Origin of the sequence: Pseudomonas sp. QTF5 (assembly GCF_000512695.2) — a bacterium.
GTDB lineage: Bacteria > Pseudomonadota > Gammaproteobacteria > Pseudomonadales > Pseudomonadaceae > Aquipseudomonas.
The window spans coordinates 1-20,366 of sequence record NZ_AZRW02000010.1 but is presented as its reverse complement, the minus strand read 5'-3'; the positions used below and the strand labels follow the sequence as shown (position 1 = coordinate 20,366).

Genomic DNA, 20,366 nt, shown 5'->3' with positions numbered 1-20,366 from the left:
TGGCCCGCCGATGACGCTAATGTTGATCTTCCGATTCTGGTGGTGAACCAGCGTCGTTGACAGGGATGTCCAGACATCTTGCATGCCACTTTGGCGTGCCTTATCCCTGTCATGAGATATCACTCGATGTTTTTGCAAAAATCCCTGAGAGCGCAAATCCTCGCCCTGTTGAGCGGCAGCCTGTTGGCGATGTTGCTGATCGCTTTGGCTTGCTTTCACTTTTTGTCCAACGGCGTTCAGAACTACGCGAACCTGATCGAAGGCCCGTTGCACACCTCGCAATTGATCGATGAAGCCAACCTGCAATTCAAGGTGCAGGTTCAGGAATGGAAAAACGTCCTGCTGCGCGGCAAGCAGCCAGCGGACCTGGACAAATACTGGAAGCAATTCGAGGATGGCCAGCGCAACGTGCAGGGCATCCTGAGTGAGATGGCCGGGCAGAAAGACATCGAGCCGCAACTCAAGACCCGCATCGAACGCCTGCGTGAAGAGCATCGTGTATTAGGTGCGGCTTATCAGAAGGGCCGTGATGCCTATGTGGCGGCCGGTGCCGACCCAACGGCCGGCGACAGCGCGGTCAAGGGCGTGGACCGTGCCGCCAGCGAACAGATGAATGAACTGGTCAGCGAACTGCGCAAGCAGAGTATCGAGCAATCGAAGTTGATCAGTGCCAGTGCTGATCAGACGGTGTTGTTGGGGCTCGTGGTGATGCTGATGTCGGGGTTGTTGATTGGCCTGTTGAGCCTGTGGCTGGTCAACCGCAACCTGGTGGAGCCGATCCGCGAACTGATCGACTATGTGGCACAACTCAGCCAGGGGCACTTCGCCGAACGCGTGGCCAGCACCCGTCAGGACGAGTTGGGCAACCTGGCCCAGGCCGCCAACACCTTGCGCGATTTTCTTGCTGAAACCTTCAGCCGCTTGCAGCGCAGTGCGTCGGATCTGGACAGCGCCAGCGGCGAGCTGAACTCGATTGCCGGCCTCATGGCCAGCGGCACCAACGAGCAGTTCAACCGCACCGATCAGGTGGCCACGGCGATGAACGAAATGTCCGCCACCGCGCAAGAAGTCGCGCGTCACGCAGCCGATGCGGCACGTGCGGCCGATGATGCCGATCAGTCTGCCCAGCAGGGCGAAAAAGTCATGCAGGGCACCATTCACACCATCACCCAAATGCGCGGCGAAATTGCCAACACCGCCGCGGTCATCCGTCGTCTGGAAGCCGACAGCGGGCGCATCGGTAAAGTGCTGGAAGTGATTCGCGGCATCGCTGAACAGACCAACCTGCTGGCGCTCAACGCCGCAATCGAAGCGGCCCGCGCCGGTGAAGCCGGGCGTGGTTTTGCGGTGGTCGCCGATGAAGTACGCAGCCTGGCCCAGCGCACAGCGGCGTCGATCATCGAGATCAACCAGATCATTCAAACCGTGCAAACCGGCGCAGTGGACGCGGCCCAGGCGATTGAAAGCGGTCAGTCGCGCAGCGAAGAAAGCGTCGAGCAAGTGACCCAGGCCGGCGCCATGCTCGAGCGCATCACCCATGCCGTGGAAGCCATTCGCGACATGAACCGCCAGATCGCCACCGCCGCCGAAGAACAGACTTCAGTGGCCGAAGACATCTCGCGCAACCTCACCGAAATCACCAGCATCGCCAGTACCAACCTGGACAACGTGCAACGCACCGAAGCGGCCAGCCACAATCTGCATGGCTTGTCGGGGCAGTTGAATGAAGTCACGGCGCGGTTGAGCGCCTAGTGAAATGGGCTGTGTACCGGTTTGGTTACCGAATCGGTACACAGTCGCTCTCAAGTTTATGCCGCGCCCGTCGATGACGGATTTACCCAAACTCCACATTGGATAAATCCCATGGTCAGTATCAGCTCCGTTTCGATCAATCAGACCCTGTCGACCTCTTCAAGCAAAGTCGCGATCAACGACAGCAGCGAAGACACCTCAGTCGCAGCGACGACTGAAGCGTCCAGCGACACCGCCAAGGTTGCCGCTGGCGGTGCACCCGCGTCGAGTGACAGCAGTTCCAGTAGCAGCGAATCCGATACGGTGAAACAACTGCGCAAGCAGCTCGCCGAGCTGCAAAAGCAATTGCAGGAACAACAGCAACAACTGCAAGCGGCCCAGGCCAGGCAGGACAGCGCTGAAGCCAAAGCTGCGAACATTGCGGCGGCTCAGTCGCAGGTTGCGGCCACTTCGGCTTCGTTGCAGACGGTGACGGCGGCGTTGTTGCAGGCGTTGCAGGATGAGGGGGGCGGTACGTCGGGTTCGGTGGTCAGCACTACCGCTTAAATCCGTGGGGGCAAGCTGAAGGTAAACGTCGTGCCCTGTTGCTCGGTCGATATCACTTCCAGCTTCCCGCCATGGGACTGCGCAATTTGACTGGCAATGTACAACCCCAACCCGAGGCCGACCTGAGGTGTTCCGCCGGCCGGTCGCGAGTAGGGCTGGAACAGGTGCGGCAGCGCATCCTCGGCAATCAGCCCCTGATTTTTTATGCTCAACACAAAGTGTCCTTCCTTGACCTGCGCACTGACCTCGATCGGGCCGTCGGGAGTTCCGTGAACAACGGCGTTCGCCACCAGATTGGATAGCAATTGCGTGACCCGTTCGCGATCGCAATGAACGTTGCTCAGGTCGCCAATCGATGACTGAATGATGCGTTTGGGATGAATGCTCTGGATCTCGGAAATCACATGCCGCAACGCATCCGCCAGATCCGGGCACGGCTCAATATTCACCGGGATGCCTCGGCCCAGTGAACCCCGCGCGAAGTCCAGCACATCGTCCACCAGTTTGGTCGCACGTCGGGCGCTGGTGAGGATATGCCGGGCCCGTTGCTCATTCGCCGGGTCAGAGACTTTGCGCAGGAGCATTTCGGCGCCGGCGCTGATGGCGAACAAGGGGTTGCGCAGGTCATGGCCGAGTACGGCGATGAATTGTTCGCGCAGTTCGGCGGTTTGGCGCTCCTCGATCAGTGCCGCTTCGGTCCGTTGCAGGTTTTCTTCGGTCTCGATCTGTAGCGCGAGCATCCGGGCGAACGACTCCATGGTGCTCTGGATCGTGCTGGATTTGAGTGGCGCCGGATTGGGATCAAGGGCACAAAGGGTGCCGAAAAAGCGCCCGTCGGTGCGCACTATCGGGACGGCAATGTAGCTTTCGAATGGATAGGTACGGGGCGTGTGGTGATCTCGGTAGAGCGGGTCTTCACTGGCCTTGTCGATCACCACTGAGTGTTGGCCCTGGCGGATTTCGTCGCACAGGGTGGCGACCAGCTCCAGTTCATCGCCTACCTGCACACCGACATCCAGTTGATCGAACACCGCGCAAACGGTCCAGCAGTCTTCGGTAACGCGGGCCACGGCTGCGAACCGCAAGCCGGTCAACTCGCGGATCACCTGAAGAATCGCCGGCACCGCAGTGATCCGGCTGATTGTGGAGATGTCTGCTGCCGCTGTTTGCCCCATATCCGTGGTTCTCTGCTTCAACATGCCGAATGGTTTTGAGGGATTCTAGCGGGCTTGTGAGAAATGGCGCGACTTCGTTCGTCGCTTCAGCGAACGACCTGACGCCGAGCGCAAAAAAGCCGCACGACCGGAAAGTCGTGCGGCTTTTTTGCAGTTGAATCACGTGTCTTGTTTGTTGCTCAGAACCTTGCCGGTGGCGGCATCGAAATCCACGTCCCACTCGGTGCCGTCAGCCATCCGCAGTTCGACTTCATATTCGTAACCGTTGAAGTGGTTATCCAGGTCGGTGTCGGTAATCGTGGCACCCGGATGCAACTTCAGGGCTGCCTGGTTCAGTTCTTCCAGGGGTTTGATCTTGCCGCTTTTAACCAACTCAGGGATCTGGTCGACGCGTACGTCAGCCTGGGCCAGGCCAGCAGTGAGGGTCAGGGCAGCAACGGTGAACAGGGCAGTTAAGGTTTTCATGAAGTTCTTTCCTTGGATGAGCTGTTTAAGTGGGATCAGGTTAGCCAGCGCAACTTAATTCACCCTTAATGACCTGTGGTTTCAGATTAAAAGAATCCTGTAGGAGCGAGCTTGCTCGCGAAAGCGGTATGTCAGGCGACATCAATGTTGACTGTGTCGCCGTCTTCGCGGGCAAGCCCGCTCCTACAGCGAAGCAGGCGCCACGGTCCCGATCAATACCCGTTGTTCTGCAACAACTGCGCAACGCTCGCCGCTGCCGGACGCTTATAGAACTTCAGCAGTTCGCTGGCGCGGTTGGTGAAGATGCCGTCGACGCCGGCATCCGCCACTTTCTGGTAATCCACGGCATCGTCGATGGTGTAGACGTGTACCAGCAGGCCCTGATCGTGGGTGTACTGGTTCATCCACGGTTGCACCAGGTCCGAATAGCTCTGATCGCCACCCTGGGTCAGTGCGGCCGAAGGGCCGGTACCGATAGCGCCCTGGGCCTTGGCGTACTCGACCCATTGCTGGAATTCGGCTTTGTCTTTCGGTTCCTGCCTGGCGTACCAGGTCGCTTTATCTTTGTCACCGGATTCGGCGAACGACACTTTGGATTTCGGCTCGATGCTGCCTTCGCCCACCCACAACAGCAGGATTTTCGGCACTTGCGGCATTTCCTTCTCAAGCAGTTCGAGGCTGTTCTTCTCGAAGGTTTGCAGTACGACTTTGCCTTTGCCCTGACCGACCGCCAGATTGCTCTTCGCCAGTTTTGAACCGGTCGGGCTTAGCCAACCGCGGTCCTGCAATTTATCCTTGAGGTCGCGCTCGATGCCGGGAAACTGCTTTGGCTCCTTGGTTTCGATATACAGGCCCGGCTTGTGCAGCGGATTGCCTTGGGCGATGTCGATGATTTCGTCCAGGGTCAGGATCTTCAGACCCGCGTAGCTCGGGCGTGCGCGATCCGGGTAAGCGCTGTTGAACCAGCTGCCGGCATCCAGGGTTTTGAGTTCGGCGATAGTGAACTCGTTGGCCAGACTGTCCTTACGCTCAGGGAATTTGCTGGCGACGTCGGTGGTGCGTTGCAGGTTGTTGTCATGCAGGGCGAACAGCACGCCATCCTTGCTGCGTTGCAGGTCCATTTCCAGATAGTCGGCACCCAGATCGCGAGCCAGTTTGTAGGCCGCAGCGGTGGATTCCGGTGCATCGAAGGACGCGCCGCGGTGGGCGATCACTGCCGGGTGCGGAATGCCCAGACGGGTCGCCAGTGCGGTGGGGCTTGGCTCGCTGGCGGCCTGTGCCTGGCCGAGGCCGAGCATCAGGCTCAGCAGCAGGGCACGCTTGGTGAAGGTGACAGGCATGGTCGAAGTCCTTTTGCGATGGGTTTTCAAAGACGTATCTTTTAACAACTGAGCGCCGCTTGTGCTATCGCCAGACCGACATAAACATGTTGAAAGAAGAATTTTTTCAGCGCTTTTGTGCGGTTCTTTGCAGTAATCTTGGCCCGGCAGTTTCCCCGACAGAGGGAAACCCGTTCGCTTGCCCTGCGTGTAAACCATCGATCACCGGTCCTTTGCGACCTTTTGTGAGGTTTACCGTGCGCATCACTTCCCAGCTCATTTGCCAGGCCGCCGACCAACTCAAAGGCTTCGTCGGCCTCAATCGCAAGACCGGCCAGTACATCGTGCGCTTCAGCGAAGACTCGTTCGGCATGGACGTGGCTGATGACGGCATCATCCCCACCAGTGAATTCGTCTGGGCACCCGGCCCCGAGCAGACCATGACGCTCAAGCGCGAACTGATCCAGTTGCTGCTGGACCAGAACATCGACGACCGGATCAACATCACCGAACCGTTGCGGGTGTACATGAACCGGCGGGAAGTGCCGCAGATTACGGCGGTGAGGAGTTTGGTGCGGGGTTGAGGGTTTTGTACTAACTGTCAGGGCCTCTTCGCGAGCAAGCCCGCTCCCACATTGGATCTCGGTCGTTCACAGATTTTGGGTACGCAGGAGATCCACTGTGGGAGCGGGCTTGCTCGCGAAGGTGATTTAAAAAACGCCGCAGCAATCACTGCTCAAACAGATACGCCCGCTCAACCCTGCACACCCGCGTATGACACGCCGAATACCAGGTCGATCGCCCGCGCTCGCGAATAGCGCTGTGCTCGGGATGGTGTTTCGGGGCGATCATGATTTTTGCCTCACGCAAGCCTCGATCAACGCACGGACCAACGGCGGCACAATGCCCTTGAGCGCGGCGCGTTCCGGTTGGAACAACGTCGCGACAAAGAACGGATGATCGTTTAGCTCCACCGCCCGCAGATCCCCCGCCGAATCGTGGCCAACCGCGTGTAACTGTTGTTTCAGTAGCTCCCGTTCAAACTCAGGATTCACACCGTAACGGCAGCGATATCCCTCGCGAATCTCAGCGTTTTCATACGCCTTGGCAATCAACGAACCTTCAACCAAATGAATGCTGTCGACGGCTTCCACCAGCGAACAGGTCAACGGCGTGAGTAATGCCCGCGTCGCGTCGGGCGAGGTCTCGCCGTGTTCGGCATCTACCCAGCCCAGAACATGGCGGGCGAATTCGAGTACCGCGTGCTGAAAACCGCCGCAAGTGCCGAGGAAAGGTCGCTGCTGTTCACGGGCAAAACGGATCGCCCGTAATGCGCCGTCCATGTCGCGATAAGGGCTGGCGGGCACGCACCAGAAACCATCGAAGTCATCCAGTGGCGTATCGGCGTTGATGCTGTCGGTGGCCAACCATTGAAACTGTATGTCCCTGCCTGAGTGTTCGGCGGCCATGCCGAGGGCGACGGGAATGGCTTGGTGGGCGGTGACCTGTGGGTCGTAATCGCCAATCAGGGCGATGCGGATGGCGCTGGTTTCCATGAGTGATCTCGACGCTTGTTGATTCCTGGCACCCACTATAGATTGGCGCTCACGCAATCAATATTGGCGTTATTCCAAATGATCAATGCACTGACGCACTATCGACTGGACTACCCGGACCTGTCCCTGATCCTCGCTCTGGTGCGCGGCGGCTCTCTGGCCCGGGCCTCGGCGTTGTTGAAGGTCGATGTGTCGACGGTGTTTCGCGCCGTCCGCCGACTGGAAGCCGCGCTGGGCCAGCAACTGTTCGAAAAGAGCCGCGCCGGTTACCTGCCGACCACGCTGGCGCAGACCCTGGCCGAGCAGGCTGAGCGCGCCGAGCAAGCACTGGAGGCGGCGCGCATTGGCGTGGAGCAGGGCGGTGAAGTCATCAGCGGCACTGTGCGCCTGACCTGCACCGATTCAGTCCTGCAAAGTTTGTTGTTGCCGGCGCTGGCGCGGTTCATGCCGTCTTACCCGGCGATGACCATTGAGCTCTGCACCTCCAACGACTTCGCCAACCTCAGCCGTCGCGATGCCGATATCGCCTTACGGCTGACCCGCACACCGCCCGAGCATCTGGTTGGCCGGCGATTGGCGGATATTTCCTACCGGGTCTGTGCCAGCGCGGCCTATCTGCAATCGGTTGATTCCCACGACCTGGCGGCATTGACCTGGATCGCCCCAGACGACTTCCTGCCCGATCACCCCACCGTCGCCTGGCGACGTCAACAATTGCCTGGCGTAACACCGAGCTATCGCTGCAACAGCATGTTGTCGGTCACCGAGTTGGTACGGGCCGGGTTGGGTGTCGCGGCGTTGCCGGACTTCCTCATCGGTGACGGACTGCAACCGTTGACCGACCCCTTGCACGGTTACGACACCGCACTGTGGTTGCTGACTCGCCCGGACTGCCGCGCATTGCGCTCGGTGGTGACGTTGTTCGATGAGTTGGGGCGGGCGCTGAAGTGGCCTTCGGATCACGCCTTCGGCGGTTCTTTGCCTACAAAGTGTTGATGCATTTGCGACGTCAGGCTTTCGATACGCTCGGTCAGGGTTTTGGTGATTTCGGTAAGCCGGGTGTTTTGCTCCAGCAGCTCCATCAGTTGAGCGGTGTTTCGCGCGGCCTGGGCCTGACGTTCGCTGTTGGCCACGGCCAAGGCTTCACGATGTCGCGCATCAGCGTCTGACTGGGCTTTGTCCCGCGCCGCCTGACGCGTCTGGGCCAGCAGAATCAGCGGTGCGGCATAGGCCGCTTGCAGGCTGAACGCCAGGTTGAGCAGGATGAACGGGTACACATCGAAATCGGTCACGCCGGACAGGTTCAAGCAAATCCAGACCAGCACGATCAGGGTCTGGGCGCCGAGAAAAGTCGGCGTGCCGAAGAACCGCGCAAAGGCCTCGGCGCGCAGGGCAAAACGGTCGGTACCGAAAGTAGGTGCCAGATGAGCGTGAGGGCGATGGAAGCGCAGGTGATCGACGGGGCCGGTGAGTTCGGTTTCGGTTTCGCGGGTCGGGGTGCTCATGGTGCTCTCTGCATGGCCGCTGGGACTGAGGCTCACTATAGCTCCGGCGCCAGTTTCATTCTGAAACACATTTCGGTGTTTCTACTCAGAGCGATCAATCAGCGATAAAGCCGCGGACATTGTCATTTTTTGCAGCTTGATTCAGAGCTCATAACAGGCCAGGAACATGTCTAGTGCCGACTCCACAACGGCGTGCTGCATCTCGGGCGACAAGCCAGGCTGGCCCATGGAGATCTGTGGCCAGAAGGCAAAGGACTTGAGCAATCCCTGGACCTGTTGCGCGGCGAACTCGGGTGCGACAGGTTTCAATAGCCCATCGGCCTGGGCAGCGCGAATCCACACAGTCAGGCCTTCTTCGCGTTCGCCCATTCGGGCGACCATATTCTGTGCGCGCTCTGGAGAGTGGATGGTGGCGGCGATCGCCACCCGCGCCAGGTCGAGGAAATTGTCATCGGCCAGCATCTGCAGTTTCGCCTGCAACATCAGGCGCAACTGATCGCGTAGGGCCAGGTCAGGGCGGTAGGCCGTTTCCTGTTCAGCCGTCACCCGCGCCCACAATTGATTGAGAATTTCGGCGAACAACTCTTCCTTGCTCGGAAAGTGGTTGTACACCGTGCGCTTCGACACGCCAGCGGTAGCGGCGATCTTGTCCATGCTGGTGATGTCGAAACCGTTGGCACGGAATTCGGCAATCGCCGCCTGGATGATGGCTTCGCGTTTACGGTCAGTGAGGCGCTGTGAGGCTGTCATAAATACGCTTAGGCAGGAAGAAGTGGATAACTACACTTGGTAGTTTACTTGTGATCCGCTTTGATGCAACCTTGAAACTACACTGTGCAGTGTAATGTTTTGTTAATCCTGCCCGGTAAAAAATAGAATCTGCGGCTAATGCGTGCATGCCTTGGCCATTTATCGTCCCAAGCAAGAAATCGCTAATGAGCGGTTTTTCTGGAGTCATTCAGTCATGGCCACTTCAACGTCCCCTGCGAATAGCGCCTCAACGCCCGAAGCGTCTCGACAGGCTCAAGGGCAGTACCGAAATCATGTGCCGGTGCAGCGTGAAGGCTTTCGCAAAACCTTGCGCATTATTTGGAACATGATCTTCCACAAACCACGCGACACTCGTCCGTCCACTCCCGTCCCGGTGGAAACTCTGACCCAGGCTGCGTTGATCGCTGCGCCCAACCACAGCGTCTATCGCCTTGGTCATTCCACCGTACTGCTGAAACTGCGGGACAAGTTCTGGATCACCGACCCGGTCTTCGCTGAGCGTGCCTCGCCGGTGCAATGGGCCGGCCCCAAGCGTTTCCACCAGCCGCCGATCAGCCTCGAAGACTTGCCGCCGATTGAAGCGGTGATCCTGTCCCACGATCATTACGACCACCTCGATCATCAGGCCGTCCTGAAACTGGCGGACAAGACCCGCTACTTCCTCACACCGCTGGGTGTGGGCGACACCCTGATCAAATGGGGTATCGATGCCAGCAAAGTGCGCCAACTGGATTGGTGGCAGAGCACCGAGGTCGATGGCGTTCAATTCGTCGCCACACCTTCGCAGCACTTTTCCGGCCGTGGCCTGTTCGACGGCAACAGTACCCTTTGGGCGTCGTGGGTGATGATCGACGGCGACACGCGGATCTTCTTCAGTGGCGACAGCGGCTACTTCGACGGCTTCAAACGCATCGGCGAACAGTACGGTCCGTTCGATCTGACGCTCATGGAAACCGGCGCCTACAACGTCGAGTGGCCGCACGTTCACATGCAGCCCGAGCAAACCTTGCAAGCGCACATAGACCTTAAAGGGCGCTGGTTGCTGCCGATCCACAACGGCACCTTCGACCTGTCGATGCACGCCTGGTACGAACCTTTCGACCGTATTTTGGCGTTGGCCTGGGAGCGGAACGTGTCGATCACCACACCGCAGATGGGCGAAGCATTCAACGTGATGTATCCGCAGCGTGGTCGTACCTGGTGGCTGGGGTTGGAAGGTGTCAGCGATCCGATGGCACCTCAGAACGCTTGATGTTGTGCTGCCGGGCCGCTTGCTATGGAAGCGGCCCGTACTGAACCATCACTCAACCATCGCATAATCCGCCCGCCCCACCGGATCCGGCGTCGACCCTCGCACATTCATCCCTCTGCCCGGTGCAAATCCCGGGAAGAACACCAGACCTTGCGACTCAAACCGATACGCCAACGCCAGCCGGGTGACATCCAGCACATCGCGTTCAGCCTCGAAACGCTGGATAGCGTCAACGGAAACCCCGGATTCCTCGGATAACTCTTCAATACTCCAACCCAGCATCGCTCGGGCCTGGGCGCAGTGGGTGGGGGTGAACTGGAAGAGGGCGATCCGTTCCAGGGTAATTTTCATCGCAAGAGTGGCCATGGTGTTCTCCGGGCTCGAGAGTGCTGATTCAAAATGTACTGTGTTTTTGTACAGTTGTTTTGATCCCGGATCAATCTCATTTTTTTGATTGATTACACTTTTCAGTCAGGCAGGAGCGTGGGAGCGACTACGCTGTTTCTATGCGGGATCCTGAAAGCTCAAGGCGTTCAGCTCCCGTCAGCAGCAATGATTGAACGTCAGCTTTCCGATTTTCAATACAAGGAAAGGTGGCGTTTATGACGCAGTGCGTCACAGCTTTATGCGGGAAGGGAATCATGAAAAGACTACGTCTGCTATGTGCCCTGATCGGTTTTACAAGTCTGCCCGTGGTGGCTGATATGGCATCGTTAAGCAAAGAGGCCTTTGTCAGCAACCTGATAAATCAGATGACCCTGGAGGAAAAAATCGGCCAACTGCGACTGATCGCTATTGATGAAAAGATGACGCCAGAAAAGATACGCGAAGAGATCGCCGCCGGGCGAATCGGTGGTACCTACGGCTCTGTAAGCCGCTACGTAAACCGACCCATGCAGGACGCGGCTCAACAAAGCCGCCTGAAAATACCGATGTTTTTCGGCTGGGACGTGATTCACGGCCATCGAACCATTTTCCCCATTGGCTTGGCATTGGCCTCCAGCTGGGATATTGGCGCTATCGAGTTAAGCGGTCGGATAGCGGCAAAAGAAGCCAGTGCGGACGGTATCGATATGACCTTCGCCCCGATGATAGATATCTCCCGAGATCCTCGTTGGGGACGTACCTCCGAAGGTTTTGGCGAAGACACCTACCTGGTTTCGCGCATTGCCAAAGCGATGGTCCAGGCTTACCAGGGCACAAGCCCGAATGCACCTGACAGCATCATGGCCAGCGCCAAACACTTTGCCTTGTATGGGGCTGTCGAGGGTGGGCGCGACTACAACAGCGTCGACATGGGGCTGGCCAGGATGTACCAGGACTACCTGCCACCTTATCGTTCGGCGATCGAGGGGGGCGCAGGGGCGATGATGGTGGCGCTTAACTCGATCAATGGCGTGCCAGCCGCTTCCAATGCATGGTTGATGCAAGACCTGCTTCGCAAGGCATGGGGCTTCAAGGGATTGGTCATCAGCGACCATAACGGGATCAACGATCTTGTTCAGCATGGTGTTGCGAAGAATCACCGCGAAGCGGCCAGGCTCGCGATCAAGGCCGGCGTTGATATGAGCATGAACGACTTCTCCTATGGTCCGGAGCTACCCGGGCTGCTTGAGTCTGGCGCCGTTTCCCAGAGCAATATCGATAACGCGGTGCGGGAAGTGCTGGGGGCCAAGTACGACATGGGCCTGTTCGAAGACCCTTACCGGCGCATCGGCGTTGCCAGTGAAGACCCCGCTGACAACAATGCCGAACACCGCCTGCACAGAGCGCAGGCCCGTGAGGTGGCACGCAAGACGTTGGTGCTGCTGAAGAATGAAAACGGGCTCTTGCCGCTAAAAAAAGAGGGCGTGATTGCGCTCATCGGTCCGTTGGCAAAAAGTACCGTCGACATCATGGGCAGTTGGTCTGCAAGCGGCGTGGCCGCGCAATCGGTGACGATCTACGACGGGCTGAAAAACGCGATGAACCAGGGCTCGCTGATCTATGCCCGAGGCGCCAATCTCGAGGAGGATCAGGAGGTTGTTAAATACCTGGAGTACCAGGGAGTGTCCAAAATCGAGAATGACGCTCGTCCGGCAGCAGAAATGATTGATGAAGCGGTCAAGGCTGCACAGCAAGCCGATGTCGTGATTGCCGTGGTGGGCGAGCCCCGCAGCATGTCTCATGAAGCGGCCAGTCGAACCAGCCTCGATCTGCCTGGGCGCCAGAGTGAGTTGATCACTGCCCTGGAAGCCACCGGCAAGCCGTTGGTACTGGTATTGATGAACGGCCGGCCACTTTCCATCGGCAAGGAGCATAAACAGGCCGATGCGATTCTGGAAACCTGGTATAGCGGCTCCGAGGGAGGCAATGCCGTTGCCGATGTATTGTTCGGTGACTACAACCCGTCCGGCAAATTACCCATCACCTTTCCACGTTCCGTGGGGCAGATCCCGAATTACTACAGCCACTTGAACACCGGTCGTCCTTACCTGCCGGGTGCGCTTCGCAACTACACGTCGCAATATTTCGATCAATCCCATGGGCCGCTTTATCCCTTCGGCTATGGGCTCAGTTATACCGATTTCAGCCTGACCGACATGGCCCTGTCTTCGACCACACTGAGCAAGACCGACAATCTCGTCGCCAGCGTCATGGTGAAGAACATCGGCCAGCGCGATGGCGAAACGGTGGTTCAGCTGTATATCCGCGATGTCGTTGGATCTGTCAGCCGTCCGGTCAAAGAACTGAAGAACTTTCAAAAAATCATGCTCAAGGCCGGCGAGGAGAAAGCGATCCATTTCAGCATTAATGAGAACGACTTGAAGTTCTTCAACGCCCAGTTGGAACACGTCGCCGAACCGGGCGAGTTCCGGGTGCAGATCGGTCTGGATTCCCAGGATGTGAAGGAGCAGAGTTTTGAGTTGCTGCCAGAACAAGGCAGTGGCTAAGACCGATCAGTAAAGAAAATGAAGTGCCAAGCGCAGAACCTGTGGGAGCGAGGCTTGCCCGCGAAGAATGCACCGCGGTTTTTCAGGTATTACGCGTCATCGTTCTTCGCGGGCAAGCCTCGCTCCTACAGGTTCTGCGTTTAGTCGCGACCTCTCTATTTCGCCCCCTCCAACCAAACGGACGGCGCCTGCCCCAGCACCCGACGAAACATCGTCGAGAACGCCGCTGGGCTGTCATAGCCAAAATCCAGCGCAATCCGCGTCACCGGCGTGCCCACCGCCAGCCGGGCCAAAGCCAGCACCACACAGGCCCGCTGCCGCCATTGGCTGAAACTCAGGCCGGTTTGTTGGCGGAACAAACGATTGAACGTACGCAAACTGATATGCAACTGATCGGCCCATTGTTGCGGCGATTGGTGAGCGTTCGGTTGCCGGAGAAATATCTGACACAACCCAAGCAGCCGCGAATCGACAGGCAACGGAATGTGCAACGGCAAGTGAGCGCTGCGCGCCAGTTCATGCAGCAGCAAATCGATCAGAGCACCGTCACGCCCGGCCTCGTCGTACTCCAGCGCAACCTCCACCGCCTCCATCAACAAATGCCGCATCAACGGCGAAACACTGATCACCTGACAGCGATTGCCCAAATCAACCGCCCCCGGTTCGATGTACAAACTGCGCGTGCTCACCCCCAGCATCAACACCTCATGCGCCACCCCCGGCGGAATCCACACCGCCCGCTGCGGCGGCACCACCCAATTGCGTCGTGCGTACTCACCTGCATCACGCCGGTGGCGCCATACAACAACTGCGCCCGCCGGTGGGTATGGCGCGGCAACGAATGACCGTCGGGGTAATCCGTACCAATGGCCACCACCGGCCGTGGCGTGGCGTCCAGCAGATCAATCGAAACATTGCGCATCTAGCGGCATCCAGCGGTTGGCGTAAACGCAAACATTATTGGCTGACTTGCTGAAGCAGGCCATGCCCTTATGCCAGTAAGTTAAGAGCAATCCATGTGGGAGCGGGCTTGCTCGCGAAAGCGGTGTGTCAGACGACATCAATGTTGACTGTGCCGCCGTCTTCGCGAGCAAGCCCGCTCCCACATGGATTGCTCTTACTTAACTTACCGGCAATAGGCCAGGCCTCATCGCTCTATCGTCGGGCCACTCTCAACCAACGGACGATGCGCGATGTTCTTCTACCTCTTGCTGGCACTCTTCGGCTGCATGACCGGCGTCACCGCCGTGCTGTTCGGCTTCGGCGGCGGATTCGTCGTCGTGCCCTTGCTGTACCGCATGCTCACGGCCAGCCACGGCGCCGACGATCCCATCAGCCAATCGGCGATGCACATCGCCGTGGCCACCTCGACCTGCGTGATGATCGTCAACGCCCTGATCGCCACCGGAAAACATCACCGCGCCGGTCATCTCATTCGCCATTACGTGTGGCCGCTGGGCGGGTTCATCGGCCTGGGCGCTATCGTCGGAGCCATTGCCGCGATGTGGGCAAGTGGCGAGCTGATCCGTTTTGCTTTCATCGCCTACCTCGGCGTGACGATTCTGGACTGCTTGTTCAGACGCGGTTTTCTCACACAATCTGACGCCGTAATCCCACGGCGATTGGGCAGGGCAGAAGTGTCTGGCGGCGGTATAGGCATCGGCACCATCGCCACTTTTCTCGGCGTGGGCGGCAGTGTCATGACCGTGCCGTTACTGCGGCGTTGTGGGCTGAGCATGTCTCGGGCTACATCGATGGCCAATCCGTTGAGTCTGCCGGTTGCGGTGGCCGGGACGCTGACTTACATGGCGATGGCGGGGTTTGCCGAGTTTGATCTGGGGCCGTGGTTTATCGGTTATGTGGATGTGCTGGCGTTTGCGGTGCTGACGGCTGGGTCGCTGGTGGGGATTCGCCTGGCGACACCGTGGATCGGGCGGATACCGGATCGGGTGCATGCGCGGGTTTATATTGGTTTGCTGCTTTTAGTGATGCTTGGTATATGCCTTAAATAACGGCACAGACCTCTCGAGAACCCAGGATGTTGATCTTCAACTGCACCGAAGCAGCCAGCACCTTCTTCAGCCGCGTCCACAAGGGTAAAAAAATCAGCCCAGTGGAGAAACCGCCATCGCCCGCTATCGAGGACGATGAACAAGGTGGAACCATCGAGCAGTGGCTGGTCCACGCCATCACCGTCCAACGCAAGCACGTGTTGTTCGTCATCCATGTGCAAACCCGTTACTGCATGATTTTCGCGGACGCGAAAAAGGCCGATGTCGCAGGTTTTGTTCAACGTTTTTCCGAGCGTTGGATAAACGGCCTGATCCATCATGCGGGGCAGCACGACATCCTTCGCTGGGTCGAAGATGAGCCGATGATGGAGCGTTTTGAGGAAAGCAATCGCGAGTACCGGCTGTACAAACGCCGACATCGCGGTGCGCAAAAGCACATCGACGATATCGCCTGGTTCTTCCAGGATTGCGCTGCGGAGTGGGGCACCTTACCGCCGGATGAGTATGCGGCCGGCCGTTTCGACGCGCAGATGAACGACTTCCTCAGAGGCAGTAAAGGTCATAAAGACTATTACTACCCGAGCGAGGAAATGATGGCGCACTGGTTACGCACCTACTGCGGGCGGGATGAGCAAGTTATTCAGGCTGCACGTGATCGGCGTAAAGAGGTGAAGCAGGAAATCAGAGATCTGGAGAGTCGTCTTCAGCAAGGCTGATTACTTCTCCGCCAACCCCGGCGCTTCACGAATAATAAAGTGATCGAGGTTCTCGATATTCGCACTGAAAACCCCGAACGTCTGTTCGGGGTTTTTCTTGCTCGGCACCTGCTTCAACTCCGGCGTCACCCCATAAAAGAAACAATACAACTCCGCTTCACTGTCGACGGCGTGCTTGATCTCTTCCAGAAACGCTTTGCGCTTGCGGTAGTTGTCGATCAGCTTCTTGCTCAAGTAAACATTGACCGAGTAAGGCTTCTTCTTCGCCTCGTCCGGTTGTTTGAACCAGACTTTCTGTTCGAAATCGATGCGAAAGCTCTGCGTGTAATCCTTGATCTCCTTGATCTTGCCCCAGTAAATCAGCCCCTTGTTGTCCTGCAGGTATTCGATCTTCTTGAAGAACGACCCATAAGGCGCCGAGTGCTCGCCAATCTTCAGCGGCATGCGCTTGAGTAGCTCCTTGTCCTCGAAGTTCGACACAAAACACTCAACCGGATGGGCGAAGACACTGGTCTTGTCCGGCGCCGACTCCCGGCTCGGATGCTCAACGTTACTGGCCGCTGAAGTTGGTTTTGGGTCATCCCGCATGGCATCCGCCGCCACGGTTGGGTTCGACGGCTTACGCACATACTCACGCCGAATCAGCAACAACTCCGACGGGAAATGCTCCTCCCGACTGTCATCCGATTCCGCACCATCCGCCTCCAGGCCCGACGCTGGCGTCTTCAGACTGACATAAGGACAACCCTCGACATGCCGCGTGCTGGGAATGTTCTTGAAGTGCGGCGTGCGCACGTAATTCACGTTCTTGGCGTTGAACGTTCCCAGCACGTTGGCTGCAGCGAATGCCAAACGGCAAGCATCGTTGGGGCACTGGAAATGCTCCTTGGCGGAGTCGAAATCCATGGTTTCGTCGAAATTCAAATCGCGCACGTCATAGATCGACAGCTTGTCGTCGAGGCTGAGGCAGTAGGCGAGGTCGAATTTCATGGGCTATCGGGCTCTTTGAGGGGATCGTTTTTATAGTCGCTAAGCGCTCGTCCTGCACAGCTTTTTCCACAGCGCGATCTACTTCTCTGTGCGGCTTTACCAGTGATGGCAATGTAGCTACCGTTGTAGGATAAATTTCCTGCGGCTGTGCGCTGTTTCCTACGTCGAGTTTCGGTTTCTGCAACCCGTGTCGACCGTGATCGAGCCGCACCCCGCGATGACCATTTGCTCACGTAGCAAGGATAGCGACTCGATGACTTCGCCTGCACTTAACCAAATCTTGTTTGGCCCACCGGGAACCGGTAAGACATTCGCCACTATCGAGGCCGCGCTGGAAATTCTTGCTCCTGAGTTTCTTCGGGCCAACAAAAACGATCGGGCAGCTTTGAAGACGCGTTTTGATGAGCTAGCAGAAGATAGGCATATCGAGTTCGTCACGTTTCATCAAAGCTTCAGCTACGAGGACTTTGTCGAAGGTCTGTGTGCAAAAAGTGGAGAAGACGGGCAACTGCGCTATGACGTTGTCGATGGTGTGTTCAAAAAAATGTGCACCTCTGCCATCGCCGAGATAAAGAGCCTAGGGTCCTTATTTACGAAGGGCGAGTCATTCGGTAAGGGTAAGGGATACGTGGTCACAAGTGCATCCGATGAGTTGCTCAATTTGATAAAGCCAAACGGAAAAGAGCTTCCGATTGGAATGAGTATGCTCAGAACACTTGCTGAATATGTACGTTCAGAGCAGTTAACTGTGGACGATATCCGCAACAAGCACGTTTTTGACAAGATGCCAGAGACTAAGCTGGAAAAAAATCTCATCAATGGTTACTGCAATATTTTGCCTGTTTTGGTGGAGCGGATATTGGATGCACCATCCAAGCGTGCAGAGGTCAAAGCGACAACTCAGCCCTGTAATGCACGCGTACTCATCATCGACGAAATAAATCGCGGCAATATTTCCCGGATTTTTGGTGAACTGATCACGTTAATCGAGCCATCCAAGCGTGCGGGAGCCGATGAGGCTTTGAAAGTGACGCTGCCGTACTCTAAAAAGCATTTCAGCGTACCGAGCAACGTCTATCTCATTGGCACCATGAACACCGCTGACCGTTCATTGGCCAGTCTAGATATCGCTTTGCGTCGTCGTTTCACTTTCCGCGAAATGCCGCCTAAGCCTGAGCTGTTGGAACACATTGCCGTGGGCAAACTCAATATTGCCCAGCTCCTGATAGTGATGAATCAGCGAATTGAAATGCTGCTAGATCGAGATCATTGCCTCGGACACGCGTATTTTATGCCGCTAGACAGCGACCGTACGCTGGAGCGATTGGGGCAAATCTTTCGCGAGCAAGTTCTCCCGCTGCTGCAAGAGTACTTTTTTGAAGATTGGGAGCGGATTCAGTGGGTGCTCAACGATCATCGCAAAGCCCCGGAAAATTGCTTTATCGAACAGCCGCCATTCAAGCCCGATTCGTTGTTTGGCGATCAAGTGATGCTCAACAACCAAAATAATCAATGGCTGATCAATGAAGAGGCCTTTTCCCGGATCGAGTCCTATTGGGGTGTCATCGATCACCAAACAGTGCTTCCAAAGCTGCAAGACGCTATCGAGGCTGAAAAAGGCGACATCCAGGTCCGTCAGCTTGAAAGCGGTTCAATCGAGGTTTTACAGGCGGGGAAGATCGTCCGGCCCTCTAAACCCATATTGCGAGATCTTGCCGCAATGCATGGCCTGACAACACATCATGCCAGTGGGCGTGAATTTAATACTCGTCATCTCGGTATGGCAGTTATCAGTGCATTGAATGGTGTGACGGTGTGAAACCCGTCATTACGGTTCGCGAATACGCGAGGCTGACGACAGATAACGTCGCTGTGCCGACGCTAGATCTTGCTCAAATATCGGTTTCAGCTTTTGACTGGTTGTGCAAATCAAATGCTTTTTTCAGCAAAGCTGGGGCAGAGCTGATTCAGCTCGAGAACCGTTGTTTACTCAAGCTCGACAACTACGTCGGCGTACTGGAAACACCTTGTGGCACGCGCCTTGAAATTCTCCCAAAGCATTTCGAACGCGAAGACTGCATCAAGCAGAGCAGGGCTTTACTGAGGCGCATGATCCAAGCCTCTCTAAATTTACCCACCCGTGAAGTCGGCGCGGCAGATCTTCAAAATTTCGATGCACCGCTGAGCGAATGGGTCATGGGCCGATTCCTACTGGCTCTGGATCACTTGATCAAGCGAGGTCTACGCTTTGACTACCAGCGCGTAGAGGAGGAACAACGGTTCCTACGTGGTCAATTGGATGTGGTTAAGCAAATGCGCCAACCCCCTGGGCGCCAGCACCATTTCCAGATTCGACACGATATCTATTTGCCCGACCGACCAGAAAACCGCTTACTCAAATTCGCGCTAGATGAGGTCTGCAAAGCAACAAAAGATGCTGGTAACTGGCGTCTAGCTCACGAGTTAAGAAGTGTGTTGTTAGAGGTTCCTACAAGCCGCAATGTGCAGCAGGATTTCAAACAATGGAGTAGCGAGCGACTGATGGCGCACTATGTGCCGGTGAAACCCTGGTGCGAGCTGATTATTAAGCAACAGATGCCTTTGGCGGTCGCCGGGGAGTGGCATGGTATGAGCTTGTTGTTTCCTATGGAGAAGCTGTTTGAGCGCTATGTAGCTGCGAGTCTAGACAGGGATCTGCTGCAAGACGCTCGACTTCAAACTCAAGCCCACACTGAATATTTGTGTCAGCACAAAGGCAAAAACTTCTTTCAATTGCGGCCGGATTTGATGGTTCACCATCAGAATAAGCGCTGGGTGCTAGACACAAAATGGAAGCGGTTGAACTCATCTGGTGAGGATAAGAGCTACGGTTTGAAGCAGTCCGATTTCTATCAGTTGTTCGCCTATGGCCACAAATACCTAGCGGGCGGCGTTTTTCAAGGGAGTTGGTGCTGATTTATCCAAGACGATCTGCGTTTGATGCACCGTTGCAGGTATTCGATTTTGCACCGCAGCTCAAGCTTTGGGTGCTGCCGTTTGATATGGAACGTGGCGTATTATTTGGCGCTCCTGAAGGGTTCCCGCTTCACTCTCAGCAGCTGCAATCGAGTGAACAGTCGGCGTGATGCTCAACGCCCCCAATCAAATGGGTGCAAAAAGCTGCACCCATCTTTAGCGGCTTTCTAAAATAGAAACAGTCGTGAAGCTTTCCTCCACCAAGATGTGTGCTGTTGGGTCAGCAGGATGCAAGGCATGTCCCGCATCCGAATCCATGGTTCATTCTGCCAATGCAGCAAACTCAGTTGCACGTTCCAACGACAAACCACCAAAGGGTGAATTGCGAATCTGTGTGATTGACTGCGGATTCCATGACC

The 20,366-nt window shown here is 56.7% G+C and carries 17 protein-coding genes and 3 pseudogenes; 10 read left to right on the top strand and 10 right to left on the bottom strand.

The window, feature by feature from the left end:
• The first annotated feature begins 126 nt into the window (after window positions 1-126).
• Window positions 127-1,752: a methyl-accepting chemotaxis protein gene (locus IC37_RS10370; RefSeq protein ID WP_030132591.1), complete on the top strand. Its 1,626-nt coding sequence runs from the start codon at window positions 127-129 to the stop codon at window positions 1,750-1,752.
• Window positions 1,753-1,863: 111 nt separating this feature from the next.
• Window positions 1,864-2,298 carry a hypothetical protein gene (locus tag IC37_RS10365; RefSeq protein ID WP_030132590.1) on the top strand — a complete coding sequence of 145 codons (435 nt, stop codon included), beginning with the start codon at window positions 1,864-1,866 and terminating at the stop codon, window positions 2,296-2,298.
• Here the strand turns inward: IC37_RS10365 and IC37_RS10360 are convergent.
• The 3 genes from IC37_RS10360 to IC37_RS10350 form a co-directional block, all read right to left on the bottom strand.
• Window positions 2,295-3,473 (bottom strand): GAF domain-containing sensor histidine kinase, encoded by a 1,179-nt coding sequence (locus IC37_RS10360; RefSeq protein ID WP_030132589.1) that lies wholly within the window; start codon window positions 3,471-3,473, stop codon window positions 2,295-2,297. The two genes, IC37_RS10365 and IC37_RS10360, sit on opposite strands and share 4 nt — an antisense overlap.
• A 159-nt stretch (window positions 3,474-3,632) precedes the next feature.
• Window positions 3,633-3,938 (bottom strand): PepSY domain-containing protein, encoded by a 306-nt coding sequence (locus IC37_RS10355; RefSeq protein WP_030132588.1) that lies wholly within the window; start codon window positions 3,936-3,938, stop codon window positions 3,633-3,635.
• Between the two features lie 212 nt (window positions 3,939-4,150).
• Window positions 4,151-5,278, bottom strand: a complete 1,128-nt coding sequence (locus IC37_RS10350; RefSeq protein WP_030132587.1) for a glycerophosphodiester phosphodiesterase — start codon at window positions 5,276-5,278, stop codon at window positions 4,151-4,153.
• 236 nt (window positions 5,279-5,514) lie between these two features.
• On the opposite strand from IC37_RS10350, the gene IC37_RS10345 reads away from it, so the two are divergent.
• A complete protein-coding gene (locus IC37_RS10345) occupies window positions 5,515-5,841 on the top strand; it encodes a DUF2025 family protein (RefSeq protein WP_030132586.1) in 327 nt (108 codons plus the stop codon).
• 145 nt (window positions 5,842-5,986) lie between these two features.
• On the opposite strand, the pseudogene IC37_RS30455 reads toward IC37_RS10345, so the two are convergent.
• Window positions 5,987-6,121 (bottom strand): annotated as a pseudogene (locus IC37_RS30455) (antibiotic biosynthesis monooxygenase); the annotation flags it as partial.
• Window positions 6,106-6,813 carry a CTP synthase gene (locus IC37_RS10335; protein WP_030132585.1) on the bottom strand — a complete coding sequence of 236 codons (708 nt, stop codon included), beginning with the start codon at window positions 6,811-6,813 and terminating at the stop codon, window positions 6,106-6,108. The pseudogene IC37_RS30455 and the gene IC37_RS10335, both read right to left, overlap by 16 nt.
• A gap of 15 nt (window positions 6,814-6,828) precedes the next feature.
• Between IC37_RS10335 and IC37_RS10330 the strand changes: the two genes are divergently transcribed.
• Window positions 6,829-7,809: a LysR family transcriptional regulator gene (locus tag IC37_RS10330; RefSeq protein WP_081729435.1), complete on the top strand. Its 981-nt coding sequence runs from the start codon at window positions 6,829-6,831 to the stop codon at window positions 7,807-7,809.
• Here IC37_RS10330 and IC37_RS10325 read toward each other — a convergent pair.
• Entirely contained in the window at window positions 7,773-8,318 is a 546-nt protein-coding gene (locus IC37_RS10325; RefSeq protein ID WP_030132583.1) for a DUF1003 domain-containing protein, read from the bottom strand. The genes IC37_RS10330 and IC37_RS10325 overlap by 37 nt on opposite strands.
• Window positions 8,319-8,459: 141 nt before the next feature.
• A complete protein-coding gene (locus tag IC37_RS10320; RefSeq protein WP_030132582.1) occupies window positions 8,460-9,068 on the bottom strand; it encodes a TetR/AcrR family transcriptional regulator in 609 nt (202 codons plus the stop codon).
• A 214-nt stretch (window positions 9,069-9,282) separates the two neighbouring features.
• On the opposite strand from IC37_RS10320, the gene IC37_RS10315 reads away from it, so the two are divergent.
• Entirely contained in the window at window positions 9,283-10,341 is a 1,059-nt protein-coding gene (locus tag IC37_RS10315; protein ID WP_030132581.1) for an MBL fold metallo-hydrolase, read from the top strand.
• A 48-nt stretch (window positions 10,342-10,389) separates the two neighbouring features.
• Here the strand turns inward: IC37_RS10315 and IC37_RS10310 are convergent, their stop codons facing one another.
• Window positions 10,390-10,707 carry a helix-turn-helix transcriptional regulator gene (locus tag IC37_RS10310; RefSeq protein ID WP_030132580.1) on the bottom strand — a complete coding sequence of 106 codons (318 nt, stop codon included), beginning with the start codon at window positions 10,705-10,707 and terminating at the stop codon, window positions 10,390-10,392.
• Window positions 10,708-11,045: 338 nt separating this feature from the next.
• On the opposite strand from IC37_RS10310, the gene bglX reads away from it, so the two are divergent.
• Window positions 11,046-13,274: a beta-glucosidase BglX gene (gene bglX, locus IC37_RS10305; RefSeq protein ID WP_371916321.1), complete on the top strand. Its 2,229-nt coding sequence runs from the start codon at window positions 11,046-11,048 to the stop codon at window positions 13,272-13,274.
• Between the two features lie 155 nt (window positions 13,275-13,429).
• Here bglX and IC37_RS10300 read toward each other — a convergent pair.
• Window positions 13,430-14,196: pseudogene (locus IC37_RS10300) on the bottom strand (helix-turn-helix transcriptional regulator).
• Between the two features lie 271 nt (window positions 14,197-14,467).
• Between IC37_RS10300 and IC37_RS10295 the strand changes: the two are divergent.
• Window positions 14,468-15,286 (top strand): sulfite exporter TauE/SafE family protein, encoded by an 819-nt coding sequence (locus IC37_RS10295; protein WP_030132578.1) that lies wholly within the window; start codon window positions 14,468-14,470, stop codon window positions 15,284-15,286.
• Between the two features lie 26 nt (window positions 15,287-15,312).
• Window positions 15,313-16,002 carry a hypothetical protein gene (locus IC37_RS10290; RefSeq protein WP_030132577.1) on the top strand — a complete coding sequence of 230 codons (690 nt, stop codon included), beginning with the start codon at window positions 15,313-15,315 and terminating at the stop codon, window positions 16,000-16,002.
• Here the strand turns inward: IC37_RS10290 and IC37_RS10285 are convergent, their stop codons facing one another.
• Complete coding sequence (locus IC37_RS10285) at window positions 16,003-16,992, bottom strand: hypothetical protein (protein ID WP_030132576.1); 990 nt, start codon at window positions 16,990-16,992, stop codon at window positions 16,003-16,005.
• 253 nt (window positions 16,993-17,245) lie between these two features.
• Here IC37_RS10285 and IC37_RS10280 point away from each other — a divergent pair, with 253 nt between their 5' ends.
• Both IC37_RS10280 and IC37_RS10275 read left to right on the top strand, forming a co-directional pair.
• Window positions 17,246-18,811, top strand: a complete 1,566-nt coding sequence (locus tag IC37_RS10280; protein WP_030132575.1) for an McrB family protein — start codon at window positions 17,246-17,248, stop codon at window positions 18,809-18,811.
• A pseudogene (locus IC37_RS10275) lies at window positions 18,808-20,117 on the top strand (McrC family protein). Before IC37_RS10280 ends, IC37_RS10275 begins: the two are co-directional and overlap by 4 nt.
• The last annotated feature ends 249 nt before the right edge of the window (window positions 20,118-20,366 follow it).

Bases quoted from the DNA above. Each gene is read 5' to 3' on its own strand.
- IC37_RS10370 (WP_030132591.1), top strand. From the start codon at position 127: ATGTTTTTGCAAAAATCCCTGAGAGCGCAAATCCTCGCCCTGTTGAGC.
- IC37_RS10365 (WP_030132590.1), top strand. From the start codon at position 1,864: ATGGTCAGTATCAGCTCCGTTTCGATCAATCAGACCCTGTCGACCTCT.
- IC37_RS10360 (WP_030132589.1), bottom strand. From the start codon at position 3,473: ATGGGGCAAACAGCGGCAGCAGACATCTCCACAATCAGCCGGATCACT.
- IC37_RS10355 (WP_030132588.1), bottom strand. From the start codon at position 3,938: ATGAAAACCTTAACTGCCCTGTTCACCGTTGCTGCCCTGACCCTCACT.
- IC37_RS10350 (WP_030132587.1), bottom strand. From the start codon at position 5,278: ATGCCTGTCACCTTCACCAAGCGTGCCCTGCTGCTGAGCCTGATGCTC.
- IC37_RS10335 (WP_030132585.1), bottom strand. From the start codon at position 6,813: ATGGAAACCAGCGCCATCCGCATCGCCCTGATTGGCGATTACGACCCA.
- IC37_RS10325 (WP_030132583.1), bottom strand. From the start codon at position 8,318: ATGAGCACCCCGACCCGCGAAACCGAAACCGAACTCACCGGCCCCGTC.
- IC37_RS10320 (WP_030132582.1), bottom strand. From the start codon at position 9,068: ATGACAGCCTCACAGCGCCTCACTGACCGTAAACGCGAAGCCATCATC.
- IC37_RS10315 (WP_030132581.1), top strand. From the start codon at position 9,283: ATGGCCACTTCAACGTCCCCTGCGAATAGCGCCTCAACGCCCGAAGCG.
- IC37_RS10310 (WP_030132580.1), bottom strand. From the start codon at position 10,707: ATGGCCACTCTTGCGATGAAAATTACCCTGGAACGGATCGCCCTCTTC.
- bglX (WP_371916321.1), top strand. From the start codon at position 11,046: ATGGCATCGTTAAGCAAAGAGGCCTTTGTCAGCAACCTGATAAATCAG.
- IC37_RS10295 (WP_030132578.1), top strand. From the start codon at position 14,468: ATGTTCTTCTACCTCTTGCTGGCACTCTTCGGCTGCATGACCGGCGTC.
- IC37_RS10290 (WP_030132577.1), top strand. From the start codon at position 15,313: ATGTTGATCTTCAACTGCACCGAAGCAGCCAGCACCTTCTTCAGCCGC.
- IC37_RS10285 (WP_030132576.1), bottom strand. From the start codon at position 16,992: ATGAAATTCGACCTCGCCTACTGCCTCAGCCTCGACGACAAGCTGTCG.
- IC37_RS10280 (WP_030132575.1), top strand. From the start codon at position 17,246: ATGACTTCGCCTGCACTTAACCAAATCTTGTTTGGCCCACCGGGAACC.